General features: G+C 36.3%; 15 protein-coding genes. 3 read left to right on the top strand and 12 right to left on the bottom strand.

Going from position 1 to position 14,829, the window contains the following annotated elements; translation table 11 throughout:
* The first annotated feature begins 3 nt into the window (after nt 1–3).
* Nucleotides 4–2,451, top strand: a complete 2,448-nt coding sequence (locus JK629_RS07705) for a DUF5916 domain-containing protein (protein WP_202337948.1) — start codon at nt 4–6, stop codon at nt 2,449–2,451.
* 398 nt (nt 2,452–2,849) lie between these two features.
* Nucleotides 2,850–3,554, top strand: coding sequence for a hypothetical protein (locus JK629_RS07700; protein ID WP_202337947.1), 705 nt, complete (start codon nt 2,850–2,852; stop codon nt 3,552–3,554).
* Nucleotides 3,555–3,845: 291 nt separating this feature from the next.
* Here the strand turns inward: JK629_RS07700 and JK629_RS07695 are convergent, their stop codons facing one another.
* From JK629_RS07695 to JK629_RS07640, 12 genes are all read right to left on the bottom strand, one after another.
* Entirely contained in the window at nt 3,846–4,589 is a 744-nt protein-coding gene (locus JK629_RS07695; protein WP_202337946.1) for an SDR family oxidoreductase, read from the bottom strand.
* Nucleotides 4,586–5,122: a YfiT family bacillithiol transferase gene (locus tag JK629_RS07690; RefSeq protein WP_202337945.1), complete on the bottom strand. Its 537-nt coding sequence runs from the start codon at nt 5,120–5,122 to the stop codon at nt 4,586–4,588. The genes JK629_RS07695 and JK629_RS07690 overlap by 4 nt, the downstream gene beginning before the upstream one ends.
* Nucleotides 5,123–5,134: 12 nt before the next feature.
* Nucleotides 5,135–5,686, bottom strand: coding sequence for a DUF1572 domain-containing protein (locus JK629_RS07685; RefSeq protein WP_202337944.1), 552 nt, complete (start codon nt 5,684–5,686; stop codon nt 5,135–5,137).
* An 87-nt stretch (nt 5,687–5,773) separates the two neighbouring features.
* Entirely contained in the window at nt 5,774–6,217 is a 444-nt protein-coding gene (locus tag JK629_RS07680) for a PaaI family thioesterase (RefSeq protein WP_202337943.1), read from the bottom strand.
* Nucleotides 6,218–6,238: 21 nt separating this feature from the next.
* On the bottom strand, nt 6,239–7,174 hold the full coding sequence (locus tag JK629_RS07675; protein WP_202337942.1) for a DMT family transporter: 936 nt from the start codon (nt 7,172–7,174) through the stop codon (nt 6,239–6,241).
* Between the two features lie 18 nt (nt 7,175–7,192).
* Complete coding sequence (locus JK629_RS07670; protein WP_202337941.1) at nt 7,193–8,167, bottom strand: GNAT family N-acetyltransferase; 975 nt, start codon at nt 8,165–8,167, stop codon at nt 7,193–7,195.
* Nucleotides 8,168–8,317: 150 nt separating this feature from the next.
* The gene (locus JK629_RS07665; protein WP_225626193.1) at nt 8,318–8,914 is read right to left on the bottom strand and encodes a TetR/AcrR family transcriptional regulator; all 597 of its coding nucleotides are present in this window, start codon (nt 8,912–8,914) and stop codon (nt 8,318–8,320) included.
* Nucleotides 8,915–10,099: 1,185 nt separating this feature from the next.
* A complete protein-coding gene (locus JK629_RS07660) occupies nt 10,100–11,176 on the bottom strand; it encodes an HpaII family restriction endonuclease (protein WP_202337940.1) in 1,077 nt (358 codons plus the stop codon).
* Nucleotides 11,173–12,438, bottom strand: a complete 1,266-nt coding sequence (locus JK629_RS07655) for a DNA cytosine methyltransferase (protein ID WP_202338019.1) — start codon at nt 12,436–12,438, stop codon at nt 11,173–11,175. The genes JK629_RS07660 and JK629_RS07655 overlap by 4 nt, the downstream gene beginning before the upstream one ends.
* 253 nt (nt 12,439–12,691) lie before the next feature.
* Entirely contained in the window at nt 12,692–12,946 is a 255-nt protein-coding gene (locus JK629_RS07650; protein ID WP_202337939.1) for a hypothetical protein, read from the bottom strand.
* A 48-nt stretch (nt 12,947–12,994) separates the two neighbouring features.
* Entirely contained in the window at nt 12,995–13,141 is a 147-nt protein-coding gene (locus JK629_RS07645; protein WP_202337938.1) for a hypothetical protein, read from the bottom strand.
* Between the two features lie 174 nt (nt 13,142–13,315).
* The gene (locus JK629_RS07640; RefSeq protein ID WP_202337937.1) at nt 13,316–13,531 is read right to left on the bottom strand and encodes a hypothetical protein; all 216 of its coding nucleotides are present in this window, start codon (nt 13,529–13,531) and stop codon (nt 13,316–13,318) included.
* A gap of 134 nt (nt 13,532–13,665) precedes the next feature.
* Between JK629_RS07640 and JK629_RS07635 the strand changes: the two genes are divergently transcribed.
* A protein-coding gene (locus tag JK629_RS07635) for an IS3 family transposase (protein WP_202337936.1) occupies nt 13,666–14,795 on the top strand; the annotation gives its coding sequence in 2 pieces (ribosomal slippage) (nt 13,666–13,927 and nt 13,927–14,795; 1,131 coding nt in all).
* Nucleotides 14,796–14,829: the final 34 nt, after the last annotated feature.

Below are 14,829 nucleotides of genomic sequence, written 5' to 3'. Positions count from 1 at the left end.
GTGATGAGCAAACGAAAAATTAGTATTGTCTACTGGTATTTTTGGACATTCCTTATTACCCTAACTGTTCGGGGCCAGATTCCGCAAATAGATAGCTTGAAAAAAAGTTACAATGCTACCAAAATTGAAAGAGAACCTGAAATAGATGGAGTTCTGAATGACTCAATTTGGAAGAAAATTCCCGTTGGCGAAAACTTCGCTATGCTCGCACCAAGAAATGGTGATTCCGAAAGAGATACCCATAGCACTAAATTTAAAATTGCATATACCGATGAGGCCATTTATATGGCGGCATATATGTATGATCCCTTGGGAAATTCCATTCGAAAGGAATATACCCAGCGAGATAATGTACCTCAGACTGATTATATTGTTTTGGACATTAATACCTATAACGACGGTGAGAACCAGACCAGATTTGTAGTTACCACAGCCGGAGGGATGGCAGATGCACGAATGAAAGCCAATAATCAAGATTATGAATATAATGTTATTTGGGATGCTGCTGTCAGTATTGATAACCAAGGATGGTATGCCGAAATCAAAATACCTTTTGCTTCGCTTCGATTCCCAAAAGCAAACGAGCAAATCTGGAGTATTCAGTTGGGACGTGTAATTTCTTCCCTCAATGAAACCTATATGTGGAGCCCCGTAGATAAATCCGTTGGCATTATTCCTCATTATAATGGGTTGCTTAGAAATATCAGAAACATAAATCCCCCATTTCGCTTGGGCTTTTATCCTTTTATTTCTGGAGGTACAGATTATTATAAAAATACCTTTAACGGATTTTTCAATGCAGGAATGGATATAAAGTACGGCATTACAGATGCATTTACGCTAGACCTAACCTTAATACCCGATTTCGGACAAACGGCTTACGATAATATTGAATTAAATCTTGGTCCCTTTGAACAAACTTTCGGAGAAAAAAGAGCCTTCTTTACCGAAGGCACTGAACTCTTCAACAAAGGAAATCTGTTTTATTCACGTAGAATAGGCGCTGCTCCCCTCGAATTTAATACCGCCATTGAGGAAACGGACAGAAGCGAAAAGCTACTCGAAAATCCAGAAGAAACCACACTACTAAATGCATTTAAAATATCGGGTCGCTCCAGTTCAGGCTTAGGCTTAGGTTTTTTCAATGCGATTACGGCTGTAGCGAAAGCAAGATACCAAAATTTTGAAACCGGCCAAATTCGGGAAAGGATAACCAGCCCACTCACTAATTATAACATTCTTGTTTTGGACCAACAGTTCAAAAATAAATCCTCCATTTCTTTAATCAATACAAATGTATTGCGCGATGGATATTTTAAGGATGCCAATGTTAGTGCGGGTCTTTTCGATCTCTACACAAAGGGTAGCGCCTTCAATATTGCAGGAGAGGCAAAATTCAGTAATTTGCATACGACTTCAGGAAATCAATTGGGCTTCGCCTCTCAACTCTCAATCCAGAGAAGCAAAGGTAAATTTCGATATGGCCTAGCGCATGAATTTGCCGACAGAAAGTTCGACATTAATGATTTAGGGGTAAACTTCACAAATAATTATAACAACTTCTTTTGGAATACTTCCTATCAAATTTTTGAGCCCCAGGGAAGGCTCAACCAATATAAGATTGAATTCTATGGCAATCATCAAAGAAGGTACCGGCCCAGTTCCTTTGTGCGCACAGGCTTTGGCACCAAATTTAGTGCGGTAACCACACAACGCTTTTCCTTTGGAGGTTTTTTGGATTTTAATACGAAATATCGCGATTTCTTCGAGGCTCGAACCATCGATCGTTTTGTTCAGTATAACGAAAATTTTATAGGCGATGTGTGGATTTCTACCGACAACAGAAAGCGTTTTGTCTTAGATTCCCGTTTTTTGATAAGTCAATTTATAAACTCAGACTTTAAAAAATTTACATTCACAACCAATCCCACCTTCCGGTTTACAGATCAAATTTCTGTGCAATATGCCTTTAAATTTGAAAAGGAAATGAACCGAAAGACTTATGCAGCACATTTCAACGAACATATAATATTTGGAAATCGGGATAGAATAAGCTTGGAAAACTCCTTTCAAGCAATTTACAATTTTTCCATAGCGCAGGCAGTTTCCCTAAGCTTTAGAAATTTTTGGACAGTAGCACAGTTTGCGGAAAACCAATTCAGCAGCTTAAAAATGAATGGCTCTTTAACGCCATATGATTATAAAGTTAACGAAGAAAATAACCCCAATGCCCGCTTTAACATTTGGAACTTGGACTTACACTATAATTGGCGCTTTGCCCCTGCCAGTGAGTTAAGTATTCTCTATCGAAACGCAGTCTCTATCTTGGACACCCAAAAAGATAGCTCCTTCTTAAACAGCACAGAATATCTATTTAATCAAGCCTTTAAACATACTGTTTCTGTTCGGTTAGTTTACTTCTTGGATTATAACAAATTGAAAAGTATTTAATAATTCTATACCTGAAGAAGTAAATATTATGACCCAGAGCAGTAACACTATCACCAAACTATTTTTTTTAATTATGGAAAATAAAATCTGCAATACTTTAAATATCCGCAGAAAGTTATAATAAGCTTATTACCATTGACCCACAAAATAAAAAAGTCAGACAGCATCTTGCGCGATTAAAACACGGCGGATAATCTAAGCACAATCAAAATAATTTCAACTGTTTATTTCTAAATTGCAATTCAATACTCCCAACAATTAATAACCCAGAAGATGGCATATATTTTTTTATGGCAAATCAAACGATAATTTTTTATAAATTTATGGTCAATTACCAATTTAAATCTTGTTTACTAATCCTGATCTCTTATTTAGATATTGCATTATCATAATGGAATATGAAAAGAATTAATCTTACAAATTGGAAAAAATATCTATTTGAATTTTCCCTGATTTTCACGGCCGTAATATCAGCCTTCGCATTAAACAATTGGAACGAAAACAAAAAAACCCAAGCTTCCGAAAATAACATACTCGTGGCAATTGCCAATGGGTTGGAAAAAGATATTGAGGATATTCGGCTAAATAAACTGGGACATAAAAATGGAATAGCCGCTGCCAATTACTTTAAAGAATTATTATTAGATAAACCGGTTGATACAGACTCGTTAATGATTCACTATTTCAACCTCACTAGAAATTTTATATCCATACAAAATATTGCAGGTTATGAAACTTTAAAATCCCAAGGACTCGGATTGATTGACAATGATTCGTTAAGATTACAAATTATTTCCATTTATGAGTATGATTTTAATGCCTTAAGAAAGTTGGAAGAAGAATATTCTGAAATGCAGTTTCAAGTAAATTACTTCAAAGAGATTAACAACGAATTAGCCCCAAATTTTCAATTTAACGAAAACGGTATAGTTAGTGGGATTAAATTGCCAGTGGATATTAGTGAGCATAAAAAGAAAATCTTATTGGTATATCTCTCTAAAATTAAAGAAAATAGAAGTTTTATCCTTACCTATTATTCCAATATTGAAAATAAAATTGAATCAGTTCGCAAAAATATAAGAAAAGAAAATAGTGATACTTAATGGTTTTAGCAAATATCCATTATATAAATACCCCAACCAACCACCAACAAAAGGCGTCCTAACCTAGGAGCTTTAAAACTTGACCACATAAAATAAAAGCCAAAATCATCACGGTGACCGCGTGTTTTTTATAAAACGAGGCGGACTAAATAATGCCTGTGCTGAGCCTGCCTGGCCTGAGCTTGTGGAAGGGTCGAGTGTATTAAGTTCTAATAATTAAAATACCAAAACTCGAAACCCAACAATTCAACGATCCAACCATCTAAGTGCTAATTGTAAGTTCAAATATACTTAACGGCCTCCAGAAACATCAATAAATATTCCTGTGGAATAAGACGATTGTTCTGTTGCCAGCCACAAAATAGCTTCTGCCACTTCGCTTGACAATCCTCCTCTTTTCAACGGAATGGCTTCCTTTATCCGTTCAATCCTGTTTGGCTCGCCTCCAGAAGCGTGAATGTCAGTATGAATGAATGCAGGACGAACGGCATTTACACGTATATTTTCGTCCGCCAATTCCCTTGACAATCCAATGGTCAGCGAATCAACAGCCCCTTTTGAGGCGGCATAATCAATATACTCGAAGGGGGCTCCGGTCCTCGATGCTATCGATGAAACATTTACAATTGTTCCCCCACTCCCACCGTATTTTGGCGATATGCGTTTGATGGCTTCCCTACAACACAAAAATACACTCAATGTATTTGCCTCAAATATTCGTTGCCATCTTTGCGATGTTATATTTTCCAATAGGTATTGTTTTTCAAGTATTCCGGCATTATTCACTAATGTTGTTAAACTGCCAAATTCAGTATCGACTTCTTCAAACAACCGTAAAACATCTCCTTCCTTGGAAACATCTGCCTGAAAAGCTTTTGCATGACCTCCTTTTTGTTTGATAGCCTCTACAACTTTTTCCGCCTCCTCTTTCCTTTTGTTATAATTCACTGCTACCGAAAATCCTCTTTCAGCGGCAAGCCGTGCTGTAGCTGCCCCAATGCCTCTACTGGCTCCTGTTATCAATATGGTTTTCATGGCCTTTCGCTTTGGTGTTTTACTAATTTAATATGCGCCAAATGATGGCTACAATGCCAAGCGTACATTCCAATAGCTTCTTCCAAAGTAAATTCTGTTCCGTGTTCGGGATGGGTATATTTCCTTTTAAACATGTCATCATCCGTATTTTTCAAAATAAAATACCATCTATAATGCAACCCTTTTAAAATGGATAAAGAAAATTCAACTGGTAAGGATTTACTATCGCTAATTTCGGCCCATAAAGCTTCATTATATGGTTTGATAACGGGATTATCCTCTGTTAAGGCAAGTTTGAAACGGATAAATGCATTTATATGACTATCGGCACAATGATGAACTACTTGTCTTACCGTCCAACCTCCTTCCCTATAGGGCGTGTCAAGAAGATTATCAGCTAACGTTTCAATTTCACTTTGTAATACTTCAGGAAATGTTTCAATAATTTCTATCCAGTTTACCAATTCCGCTCGGGAAATTAACACTGGCTTTACAAAATGCCCAATCGGATATTTTAAATTATGCTCTCTCATATTATTTAATTCTTATAAATCATCTGTAAAGTGACGAATGTCCCTCTCCTGCGCAAACTTACGATAATTGTAATCTCCAGATTTATTTCGGGCTATGGATAAGGTTTGCCAATCTTCATTTTTCAACATTTTGGCAATGAAAACCATTTGCCCTATGTGGTAAGGATAATGGGCCAACTGTCTGTTAATGGCCTCGGTAACGGTATGTCCATCATTTCGAATGTATACTACACCTTCCAAATCCGCCTCCGTTAGATCTTCCAATGTGCTTAAAAGACAGGACCAACCTTTGTTCCATTTGTTTATCAATTCTTCTTTACTGTTGAATGGATTCAAAAATTCTGCATCACGGTTTCTCCACGGTTTTTCTCCGTCAGTTGTCAGAAAATCAGTAAATCTTGACAACATATTTCCAGTAATATGGTTTACCAGAATGGCAATACTATTACTTTCTTCGTTATATTGCCAGAATAATTGTTCTTCCTGCAATTGATCCATTGCTTTCTCTCCAAGCATTTTGTAATACTTGAATTGTTTTACTACACTACTTAAATAACTTTCCATATTGTGATTTTTTAATTGTTGTTATAATTCTTTTAATGTCCTCTGTTAAACTCAGCCCCAAAATATGCAGGATTTCATATTTTTAAATTAATCAATTTGAGTTTCATTATTCCTGTTTTGAAGCTGCATTAATGTAACCAATGATGTTGCCACTAATGCTTCACCCTTAACCTGAATAGAAAAAACATCTGATCTAACTACCGAAAGCCTTTTACCGTTTTTTATTACTTGTGCTCTGGCGATGAGTTTATCACCTAAGGCAGGGTTTAGGTAATTTATTTTCAATTCAACTGTTGTAAAATAACTATTTTGACGTGTAGCCGAAGCTGCTGCATAACCCGATGAAATATCGACCAGGGTGGCTATGGTACTTCCATTGAACATTCCTGCCGGGCGCACCATAAAATTTTGCTTTGATACTGTAATCTCAAAATATCCATCCGAAATTATGCTGGCTTCGGCACCGAAATGTTTCATTATTTCCGAGCGTTCAAAGCTTTCTAGCAATCGTTTGTTTCTTGCATTATCCATCAATTTTAAATTTTAATGTATTTATTTTTTTACCCTATACAAGCGGGGTACAACCTCCCTATTTTTATTCCGATATCCCTTGTTTATAAAATAAACCGCCCCCATGATACAAAGGAAAGCTAAAACAGTGATGCCTGTAATGTTCTCGTTTAAGAATACATACCCCAAAATCAACGCTACCAAAGGATTTATATAAGCATATAGTGAAACCATGCCTATCGGAAGTTTTTCTAAAGCATAAACATAGCAGGGATATGCCAATACGGAACCGATTATTACAAGATACCCGAGTGCCCAGATACTTTCTGTTTCTGTTGCTTTAAGTTCTGAATAATCATCCATCAACAAACTCATTCCAAACAAGATAATTCCTCCGAAAAACATTTGAAATGCAGCATTTGTTATAACATTGCCTTTAGGCACTTTACATTTGGCAAAAACACTCCCCGAAGCCCAAGATAAGCACGCCCCAAAGGCCAACAACATTCCGATAAAGTAATCGGGATTGGTTAAATCATTTATGTTATCTCTAAAAATGAGAACAATACCCAAGCTTCCTAATAGCAGCCCTGAAACAATATATTTATTTGGTTTTCTTTTATCAATATGGGTCATATAATTAATAATAACAATATATACAGGCAAAATAGAAACTATCAATGCTGCCAGCCCGCTCGGTATATATCTTTCACTCCAGCCTATAATTCCATTTCCAAAAGCTATCATTAAAATACCCAGATTAAATTGTGCAGGAAGCAGATTTCTGTCAATTTTCAAGCTACCTGCAAGTTTTAATAGGAGCAACAGAATACCGCCAGCAAGCACCTGCCTAATGGCAGAAAAGAGAAATGGGGGAAAAGCCTCAACACCAACTCGTAGGGCAAAATAGGTGGTGCCCCATACAATACACACTACAACAAGAGCCAAATAGGCAAAATTATTTTTTTCGGTTTGCATAATTAAGATGGAAAATAATTAATGATTGTCTTGCTTGTTCAAAATCTCCAATAGGGCATTCAAGTGATGTGCATCGTGTTCGGTAATGAAATACATCAGATCAATTATCCGCATCGGTTGATTTAACCTTGGATGATGCAATGTATTTTGAAAATCCCTTTTACTCATATTTTCTATAATACGAATGGTGTTCGCACGTTCCTCTTGAAAATCGGACAACAGCTTTTCAATAGAAAATTGATTGAAAAATGATTGATTTGTCGCCTGATTGTTAAGGTCGGTAGCCGACATTTTCACCTTATTTTCCTTGATTTCCAAAAATCTTTTTTGCCACAACGATTCTAAAATCCACAAATGACCTATATGTTCTTTTATTGACCATTTTCCGTTTGGCTTAAAATTTAGTTGCTCATCAAACCTCCTTTGGGTTACCTTTCGAAATTTTAATATACTCAATTCCATGCTTCCCAATAATTCCGGAAATTTCTCCATGCTGATGTTGAAATTAAATTTTCGGTTAAACCATTTCGGGGATACCGGCTTTAATAAAAGTTCCATTTTAATATCGGCACGACTGTATTCATGTCCAATCAGTGGCACCTCTTGAAATCCGAATTTGTGATAAATAGCAGAAGCGGTTTTTAATTGGGAATTTGTAAATAAAATGAGCTTATCCGCATCCCTTTTTTTTGCTTCTTCAATAGCAGTCTTGCAAAGCAATTTTCCCACACCCAAACCCTGGAAACTTTCGGCTACAGCCATTTTAGCCATTTCAAAAATACCTCTGCCAACGGGTATTAAAGCTACCGTTCCAATAATCTGATTTTGATATTCAACAAAAAATATTCCCCCTCCTTTCCCTAAAATGGTATCTTCTGGGTGTAAAAGCAACGCTTCATCCATTGGTTCCATTTTAAAATATTTTTCTACCCAAGCCCTGTTTAGCTTCTCAAAATGTTTCTGATATTCCGGTACGTATTTTACAATTCTCATTTTTCAATAATTACAAATGAATATAAAACTCTGGGCATAAGCCTGAACGGTATCAGCCTCTATTTTTCATTAAAATTTCCTTTTATAATACTTTCAACTTCTATGATAATTTACAAAAAGACCAATCGGTCTTTTTAGGAGCAAAAAAAATTATGGTTTTAAGTCGGAAATTATTTTTTCTAAAAAATCCATTGCTATCCTTAATTCTTTAGTTCTTTTAGTGACTTTTGCCTGCATAAATGCTCCTTCAATCATCGAAATCATTACTACTGCAATTGCTGTGGGATCTGTATCTTCCTTTATTTCCTTTCTTGTAATACCACGCTTTATTTGGTTTTCTAAGGATGTTTTCCAAAAACCAAGAGCTTTTGCCGCCCGTTCCCTCAACTGCGGGTGTGTATCATCTGCCTCTGTCGCCGTATTTAAAATGGGGCAACCTGCCAGCAAATAGGGATACTTGAAATAATTCTTATAAGTATTTGGATAGACCAATAACCTATCAATGGAACTATCCCTTGCCGCTATCCGTACTTTCATATGCTCGTTTACTTTACCATGGTTGTAATCAAAAACAGCCAAAGCAACTTCATCCTTATTTCCAAAATTGCCGTATATGCATCCCTTAGATAACCCTGTTATGGTCATAATATCACTTATTGAAGTGCCAGCATACCCTTTCGAATTAAATACAGATGCAGTTTTTTCAACAATTAATTGTTTTGTAATTTCTGACTTGGTCATTTTCATAAAAGGATATTGTTCCATCACAAAGATAAATAAAAAATAAACCAATCGGTCTTTTTGACTATATTTTTCCGAATACTCCAATAAAATACCAAATGTAACCATTACGGATCACTACAGTAACCAAGTGTTTTATAGGTGAACGCGTAGTACATAAAAATGCTTGTGCTGAGCTATGTTTACCCTGAGCGCATCCGATAGCTATCGGATCGAAGGGTTAAAGCGTATCAAGGCCACCACAAACACAAAACAACAAATTACAGAAAACCATTAAAGTGGGTTTTTAAACCGGGGAGAATACCAAATACAAACATTTTTGCTATAGGCTGTTGGCTCTAAGCTATAAACCAACAATTTAACGCTCACCCCCTGACCTATCGAAAAGATTCCGTAGAAAATGAATTTATTGGAGGAGCAAGCAAAAAACTTTATTCAATCAATCAAAACTCACAAACTATCTAATTTACAAAAGCCTATAGCTTACGGCCTAAAGCCTATAGCCCTCCCAGCGCCGCAGATATAGAAATTTTCAGGAATCTTTTCGTAAGCCTTGATTTTTTTTGTTTCTTTTTTCATCAAGGAAAAAAGAAAGATATCTTCCCTCCCATTACGGAAAACCGTAACAGCGTACATTTTAACTGGTAAGAATATCAAATATAAATCTTTTTGCTTTAGACTTTAAGATATAGTCCAACCATCCAACAATCCAACAATCCAATAATCTAATTGCTAACTGTTCATTGCTAACTGTTCATTGATAATTGTTCATTGTCCATTGTCAAAAACAATCCACCTTAAACCCCGCACAGAAACCACATCAATATCCCTATGAATCATCCGGTGGCAGTTATACCACCCGTCCCACCAATTCAGTTTTGTTGAAGAAACCTTTTTCTAAAAATCAATAGAACCACAATTATCATAATACTGATTCCTATTAGAATCTTAAGTGTCAATATAGCTTGACAGAGGTCGTCCCCAGTAATTTTTGACACACAGTCGCTAGGAGAGTCAGTTTCATACCGTAGGCTTACCATCGTATTAATAATCCCAAAAATGAATATAGGTATGCCTATGCACAATAACCAAAGAATGATTTTATAGACCTTTGATCGCATTTACTATTTTAACTTCCACCTAAATTCATAGAAGACACGCTTATTTATAAAAAATCTATTGAAAAACGAATCACAGAAACCTGATTTGCAAGTTTAACTTAAAATACACAGCTCCGTTTTCAGCATAAATTTCCCCAAACGAGTGTCGTGAACTACTTGCTGTATCTAACTTCGTATTTTCGAATAAATACTCTTCAAATTCATTTCTATTATAAATATGATAGCAAAGAACGCCTCCATCTTCCTTTACAATTAAATATCCTCCTGTTGCATCATATTTTCCAGTCCAAACTTCCGATGGCATCATTCCAAGCGCAACATCTGTTAAAAAACGTTTTATTTTGTACTCGTAAAACTTATGTTCATTTTCAATGTCAAAATTTAGCGGATTTTTATCAGCCGTTTTTTTTACTAAATCGGTCAAATGGGAAAATTCACTTGAATAAAAGTCGAAAATGATTTGCGATAAAATCTCTGGAAGTAAACTGTCAATTAATACAAGATTATTTGAAAATATTTGACGCTCGGTTTTTATAAATTCAAACCGCCCTCCTTTATTCTGAATTTCTACAATCCTATCCTTTATTTTGCTCCTTGAAGCAATTGAATTAATTTGTTCAATTTCGTTTTCTGATAAGTTTGCCCCAACAATTTTATAAATAAAATTAGTTGTTTTCCCCGCGTTTAATAGAGTAGAAGGACTTCCTAGCTGCGATTTTATGCTAAACCCCAATGTCGGCTGTTGATTCGTTCTTTGGTCGTGAACAACAATTGTAATATCCGTTTTTGCTGAAGAACTAGCTTTTAACGAAATGCAATTTATGGATTGCATAAACGCTTCAATTTCAGGTACTGAAAAAGTCCTTTCTTTATTTTGCTTGATTGCGTTTAATAGAAATAGAGCTTTGTTTTTAAAATCTGAAATAGGAATTTTTAAAATTTCTTCATCTCCTGAAACTAAAATGATTTCATCTTGAATGGAATATTCAAAATCCCCATTATTCTCGGTGCGAAGTATTTTGATAATTGGATAAACTAAACCTTCTAATTTTTCAATGTCTTTGTCGCCAAGAAATAATTGTTTGTCACCTAATAACTTGAAAAGCGCATAAATTTCGCTCCACTCCCCTTTATTCCCTTTTATCATTTGAAGTTAAGTTTCTCTATTATCTTCTCAGCCGTAGCCTGTATAGCAGGAACAGCCACAGAATTCCCAAATTGCTTATAAGCCTGTGCGTCTGAAACAACAATCTTAAAATCATCAGGAAACCCTTGCAATCTTGCCCATTCCCGAGGGGTCATTTTCCGAACCCCTTCGCGGTTCACTTTACCTGAAATTTTTGTTATTGGCTTAAAATTAGTCAATCTGTCATCAAGCACTAGGTTTCGCTCTCTACCCATCCCTCCACAAACTACCGCATTGGCAGTTCCGTCTTTTGGTATTATCTCATAACCAAATCCATTCCCCTTACTTTCGTGACGGGCCCGGTGATTTTTGAGGGTTTGCAAATAAGTGGTTGAAAGATAATACTTAACGGACACCTCATCTCCTTCCAGAATATCTTCCAATGTAGCAGAGGTATCTGTAGCTTCAGGATATTGAAATTCGGCTATACCCAGATCTTTTCGGAAACCAACAATAAAAATACGCTCTCTATTCTGCGGAACACCAAATTCCTTAGCGTTCAATATTCTTGGTTCGGGTACATAATAATTCAAATCTTCACGAAGCACGTTTAAAATCGTGGCTAAGGTCTTCCCTTTGTCATGGTTCCGTAAGCCTTTTACATTTTCTAAAAAAATAGCTTTCGGCTGCTTTTTCTTTATGATTTCTGCAACGTCAAAAAATAAGGTTCCTCTAGTATCTTCAAAGCCGCCACGTCTGCCAGCAATAGAAAAGGCTTGACAAGGGAATCCGGCACACAGTACATCAAAATCATCAGGTATATAATTTTTGGTTTTGTCTTTGGTGATATCCCCAAATGGTATTTCACCGAAGTTGGCCTTGTATGTTTGTTTGGAAAATTTATCCCATTCACTTGTAAACACACATTTGCCTCCTAAATTTTGTAATGCAAGACGGAAACCGCCAATACCCGCAAAAAGATCGATAAACTTAAATTTCGGTTTCTCAGGTGCTGGAAATGGAACAGATTTTTTGATGTCAAAAATCAAATATTGAAGCGCCTCTTCTGCAACTTCATCTGTTACCTCTTGGGTAGGATACTGTTTTTCCAGTACTTCCTTAACAAAGTTAATTGCGCCTTCCTTGTAAAATTTGGAGACGCCATTCTTATGATTGTGCATATAATGCGTAAAAGAAGCGGGATTGGAATCCTCGGGCGCAACTACTTTTGTTTCAAATAGCTGTCCGTCAATGTTTTCTATGTCAATTCGCTCTTTTATCATTTCCTTTTTGTTCAATTGCACAAGTTATAAAAGATATCTTTCACCTGTAACAGCAGGCGGGTTTTTTGTTCACATTCGGGTGTCAATAATTTAATTTCATGTGGCTTAAAATAAATTACCCCAATTACGGAAAACAGTAACTGCGTGCATTTTAAACTGGGAGAATACCAAATAAAATATACTCTCAGTCAACACTGCATTCATGTTGAGTCGTTCCGACCACACGAATGCTTAGTAATTGACAGTAGTTTTTTTAATTGGTAAAAATATCTTCAAAAGCTTTTAATATTTTTTTATGCGCCTTTTCGTCATCAGTTCCTTTAATATATGAACCCATTTTTAATATATAAAGTTCAATTTCCTTCTCATCTTTGATGATTTTTATTGTTTCATAAAAGTCAGAAACATTATGATCAGAGCAAATTTGTTTACAGTCATCATCGAATTTTTTATAAAACGTATTTAAAGTTTTTACGTCAATGAATTTTATTGGTTGTGTTATTCCCATTTCTTTAGTTTTTTTAATGTAAAAAAAAAGCCCTTCGATTGAAGAGCTTTATATAATTGAATGCCTAACAGGTGGATTAGAGTTGTTTTTTGTCTTACTTTCTAAATTCTCAATATTATTTTTCTCCATAATTTCCTCACTTTCTTTTTTTAGATTACTATTATCGTTATTATTTATTTCAATGCTGTAGCTCATAACAAGCTGTTTACTGGTTTCATATGTATGCATTGAATACATTCCAGTTAGTAATAAGTAAAACATTATGACAAAGAACAATTTAATTCTGTTCCAAACCTGCGACCAAGAGTCTGCTAATTTGACAAACTTAAATATACTAAAAAAGAACGAAATAAACAAGTTTTTAGTCGATTATTTCTTTTCGAAGTATCTGTCTCCTAAATTTCTAATGTTTGCAATAAATGAAGAAGGTTTATTTGGTATGTACATTCGACATTCTACGTGAGCGTCATTACCATCAATCAATTCAGAATTTTTGAATATAATTGTAAATTTCCCATCATTAATTTCTGAAACTTCGAATTCATCTGAAAAGTAAGTTGTTTGGATGTTATCTCTTTCGACCATTATATTATTCACATTATTTGCTCCGAGATATAAAGTTATTTCTATATTATCATTATGAACGAAAGGTGCTGTAAGCTTCCCTTAAAACCGAACTGTTTAAAAGTAGAATAATTATCTTAAATTTAAACAGTATTATGAGACGAAGTAAATTTTCACCGCAACAGATTGCAAAGATTTTAAAGGAATTCGACAACGGAAAGAGTGTTGACGAGATTAGCCGTGAGCACGGCGTCAGCCCAGCCACCTTTTATAAGTGGCGTTCTAGGTATGCCGGTATGAACTCCAAGGAGCTCAAGCGCCTCAAGGAGCTGGAAGAAGAGAACGCCAGGCTCAAGCAGATGTATGCCACCTTGGCCCTTGACCACCAGATGGCCAAGGAGATCATCGAAAAAAAGCTCTAAGGCCCTGCAGGAAGCGAACCATTGCCAAGGAACTTATTCATTACGGCATCAGTAGGGTGTGCCGTGTCCTCAACATGAGTAAGAGCGTCTATTATTATAGGCCATTGCCCAAGGATGACAGCGAGATAGAACAGGCCTTGCGGCAAAAGACAAAGGAACATTCGGAGGAAGGTTTTTGGAAGGCCTATGACCGGTTACGCGAAGAGGGAAAACCCTGGAATCATAAGCGTATGCACAGGGTCTATGTGGCACTGGGGCTCCCCTTGCGCAGAAAGGTGAAAAAACGCTTGCCTGCCAGAACAAAAGAACCCCTGGAGGTCCCCAGCGAGCTCAACCATACCTGGAGTATGGATTTTGTAACAGACGTCCTGGAAAACAAAAGACGCTTTAGGGCATTTAATATAATTGATGATTTTAACAGAGAGGCACTCCATATTGAGGTCGACTTCTCCCTGACGAGCAACCGCGTGGTCTGGGTGCTCAACCACCTTATCAACAAAAAGGGCAAGCCAAAAAAGATTCGGATGGATAACGGTCCTGAATTTATAGCCAAGATCGCCTCAGAATGGAGCATGATGCACGATATCGAGTTCAAGTATATACAGCCAGGGAAACCCACGCAAAATGCGTTCGTGGAAAGGTTCAATGGGAGTTACAGAAGAGGGGTACTAAACAAATACATCTTTGAAGACATAGACCAAGTAAGAGAACAGACGCATATCTGGATGCACGATTACAACCATCACCGCCCACACGATGGGCTGGGTAAAATCCCACCAATAAAATATGCGGAACTTAATTCTCTTGGGGCTAGCCCCAAGAGAATTAAAAACAATAAGTTTGTAGAAGTATTAGAAGAATGAGCAGTTCTAATTAGGGGAAGCTTACATTGTAAAT

This window comes from Aequorivita iocasae (assembly GCF_016757735.1).
Taxonomy (GTDB): domain Bacteria; phylum Bacteroidota; class Bacteroidia; order Flavobacteriales; family Flavobacteriaceae; genus Aequorivita; species Aequorivita iocasae.
This window is presented reverse-complemented; position numbering and strand designations above follow the sequence as displayed.